Origin of the sequence: Thermosyntropha lipolytica DSM 11003 (assembly GCF_900129805.1) — a bacterium.
GTDB classification, from domain to species: Bacteria; Bacillota; Syntrophomonadia; order Syntrophomonadales; family Syntrophomonadaceae; genus Thermosyntropha; species Thermosyntropha lipolytica.
Map to the genome: position 1 here is coordinate 1 of NZ_FQWY01000070.1, position 3,194 is coordinate 3,194.

General features: G+C 37.7%; 4 protein-coding genes and 1 pseudogene. 2 read left to right on the plus strand and 3 right to left on the minus strand.

Going from position 1 to position 3,194, the window contains the following annotated elements:
- Together BUB92_RS11615 and BUB92_RS10860 are read left to right on the plus strand one after the other, a co-directional pair.
- A partial coding sequence (locus tag BUB92_RS11615; RefSeq protein WP_479725431.1) for an RpnC/YadD family protein occupies positions 1–530 on the plus strand: 530 nt, incomplete at its 5' end.
- Positions 531–676: 146 nt separating this feature from the next.
- Entirely contained in the window at positions 677–1,522 is an 846-nt protein-coding gene (locus BUB92_RS10860) for a bifunctional 5,10-methylenetetrahydrofolate dehydrogenase/5,10-methenyltetrahydrofolate cyclohydrolase (protein ID WP_073093570.1), read from the plus strand.
- Positions 1,523–1,536: 14 nt separating this feature from the next.
- Here the strand turns inward: BUB92_RS10860 and BUB92_RS10865 are convergent, their stop codons facing one another.
- The 3 genes and pseudogenes from BUB92_RS10865 to BUB92_RS10875 all read right to left on the minus strand — a co-directional run.
- On the minus strand, positions 1,537–2,400 hold the full coding sequence (locus BUB92_RS10865) for a diguanylate cyclase (protein WP_084728482.1): 864 nt from the start codon (positions 2,398–2,400) through the stop codon (positions 1,537–1,539).
- On the minus strand, positions 2,397–2,747 hold the full coding sequence (locus BUB92_RS10870; protein ID WP_073093572.1) for a hypothetical protein: 351 nt from the start codon (positions 2,745–2,747) through the stop codon (positions 2,397–2,399). The genes BUB92_RS10865 and BUB92_RS10870 overlap by 4 nt, the downstream gene beginning before the upstream one ends.
- Before the next feature lie 98 nt (positions 2,748–2,845).
- Positions 2,846–3,194 (minus strand): annotated as a pseudogene (locus BUB92_RS10875) (IS4 family transposase); the annotation flags it as partial.

Genomic DNA, 3,194 nt, shown 5'->3' on the forward strand with positions numbered 1-3,194 from the left:
ATCTTCCCGACTTTCGCTATGCCTTTTTTGGCCTGCGGGAAGAGACGGATATAGAGGATGTAAATGATATAATGCTGAAAACCTTTCTTCAGGTATTGTTATTAAAGAAAGGGCTAGAAGAGGGGAGAATAAAGGTAGAGGTAGAAAAGATATTCTGGCAGATGCGGGAGATGGAGAGGGGATATAGCTATCTGCAGGTGAGTATAATAGAATATATATTAGGAGCGGTAGAAAAAGTAGATGAGGAAATCCTTATAGAATGTATAGAGAAAATACTTCCTGAGAGGAGGGAGGATTTAATGACCTTAGCGGAAAAGTGGAGAAGAGAGGGGATAAAAGAAGGAATAGAGAAAGGAATAAGGGAAGGTAGAGAACAAGGGATACAGGAAGGAATAGCCAAAGGTATAGAGCAAGGTATAGAAAAAGCAGCCCTGAATGCTTTGCGAGAAGGATTAGATGTAAAGCTTATTTCTAGATTGACAGGACTTTCCGTAGAGAGGATAGAGGAGTTAAAGAAAAAATTGAATTAAAAAGTACAGGGGGACGGTATAAATATAAGACAGCACAAAGGAACCGTCCCCTTGTGCTTGCTAAAAATTTGACGTAAATAATATTATAAGGCAGAATAATGATATAAGCAGTTTTGGCCACCTTCAAAGAAAGGGGAGGATCGGTTATGTTGATCTATGGCAAAGAGGTAAGGGATGCCATAAAAGCTGAGATAAAAAAATATGCTGCGGTAAACAGAATGCATATGGTAATTCTGCAGATAGGGGAAGATCCGGCTTCGCAGATGTATGTGAATGGTATATGCAAATTTGCAGATGAAACCGGGGTAGATGCTGATATTCTTAAATTATCAGCCGGAAACAGCCAGGAGCAGATTATACATATAATTGAATATATGAATAATGATCCGGATATTACCGGTATAATGCTGCAAAAACCTTTGCCGCCGGGATTTAGCCTGGAGGTGCTGGCTAATGTTATTGATCCGTATAAAGATGTAGAAGGAATAACGAACTATAATCTGGGAAAACTTATAAGCTATGAACAGGGGATAAGGCCTGCTACTCCGAAGGCTATCCTTACCATGCTTAAAGCACATAATATCCCTATTGAAGGGAAAAAGGTTACGATTTTGGGACGCAGCACGATTTTAGGACAGCCCCTGGCAGCCATGATGACGGCAGAAAATGCGACGGTAACTATATGCCACTCTAAGACGGTCAATCTAGTGGAAGAAACGAAAAGGGCAGATATACTGGTTGCAGCTGTAGGTAAACCTAATTTTGTAACTCCCGATATGATAAATGAAGATGTAGTAGTAATAGATGCCGGCATTAACTTTGATGAAGAAGGCAGGATGCTAGGGGATGTCCACCCGGAAGCAAAGGAGAAGGCACGCATTGCCAGTGCTGTTCCGGGAGGAGTAGGTCTTATAACCGTAGCTGAACTGTTTAGAAATCTGGTATATCTAAAAGAAGAGCAGATAAGGAGGCAAAGGGAAAAGACAAGGTAACCTGTTTGTTATTTTCAGGCTATCTCGCTTATATCAAAACAACCCCCTATAGACAGACAGGCAGGTAAGGATTTTTTGGCTTTAGTAGATTCCAGGCTAGCTTTGTTTATTAAGTTATTTATTATTTTGATTTGATTGCGAAGAGGATAAGAGCTGTTAAGTCGCACCCCGGTAATTCCTATGGAAACCTTTATGGGAATATTCAAGGTGAATTGGTGTTCATTTACAGCGTTTACAATTTGTTCGGCAAGGGCTATGCCTTCTTCAAGTTTTAAAGGCGCAACCAGAGCGAACTCGTCGCCACCAAAGCGGCACCAGTTATATTGGGGTGTATTTTGTTTAAGTATATAACTTATTTCATTAAGTATAATATTGCCGTTTATATGACCATATTTTTTGTTAATATTTCCAAATTCGTTTATGTCTAAGAAAAGTATAGACAATTCTTTTTGCAGGTTCAAATTACGAATACCTTCAAAGTACAAATAATCACTTTTATAGAGCCCGGTTAAGGGATCTATGTATTTTGCTATGTAGGGAAGCAAACCTTTGTAATCGACTATTCCTATTATATTGTTAGAACAATCGAGCACGATGAGATATTTATTTTTATTTTTCTCTAATTTTTCATAAGCTTCCCATATAGAAGTATCTTCTGGTATTAATTCGAAATTATCGCTAATTACGTCAACAGCTATTCGGTTGGGATGACTTTGCAGAAGATTTTCGATACTTATTACTCCAAGTAGATGGCTGTTTTCGAATACAATGAAAAACCGGTAGCCGTCAGCAGTATAATTTATCATTTTTCGTACACTTGTGCATGCATCGACGATGGTAAACTTGTCAAATTTTATGGTATTAATTTCGCTTATCATAGGTCAATCACCTTGCTTATTTGCAGAGATATATCAAGCTGCATTTTTATCAACATATCTTCATCCATAATTTTTTCACTTTCTTCGATTATAATTTTTATTATTTTTTCAGGAGATATAATGCGGCATAGAGCTTTGCGAATAATGACAGCTTCGATGAAGGGATGCTCAATTTTTAAAATATCGTATTGATCAGGAGATAATACATCTACCATTCTCCTTGCTGCTTCCGGTCCTATAGGAGCTTTTTTACCGACTACCAGTACATCCTGTATAGGAGGTACTTCGAATTCCGAAATCCGAATGTTGATTTCGATTTTTTTGCTGCCTTCTTTATATTCCTGCATTTTGTCCTTACTCCTGCCTGCTGATGTTATTTTAAATTTACATAATTACATAATTATATAGAGAAATATTTTATTAAGTCATTTAATTAATTTATAACTCAAATTTCGCAGTTTAAAACAGGCATCAAAGCCCTAATGTATGCTGGTTGACCAGCAATCCAATATCGAACTTGACACAAAATCGCTGCGTATAAATCCTGGGGAATTTTTTTGAGTAGTTCAGCAATAAAAAGCAAAAGATACCGTATGGCGGTCTGGTAGTCAATATCCTGTACCTCATCGCATAACAAATAGAATATTTCTCCGTAACTACGTGAATCCTGGTTGTTACGTCGTTCCCATTCCAGCAAAATATATCTGGTAAAAACAATGGTTGTATGAGCTATGAGCATATCGTAATTTCTGCCCTGGAATTCGGAGCCTAGTTTTAGCAGTGATTTGGCACTT

Coding starts and splice junctions, on each gene's coding strand:
- BUB92_RS10860 (WP_073093570.1), top strand. CDS start 677: ATGTTGATCTATGGCAAAGAGGTAAGGGATGCCATAAAAGCTGAGATA.
- BUB92_RS10865 (WP_084728482.1), bottom strand. CDS start 2,400: ATGATAAGCGAAATTAATACCATAAAATTTGACAAGTTTACCATCGTC.
- BUB92_RS10870 (WP_073093572.1), bottom strand. CDS start 2,747: ATGCAGGAATATAAAGAAGGCAGCAAAAAAATCGAAATCAACATTCGG.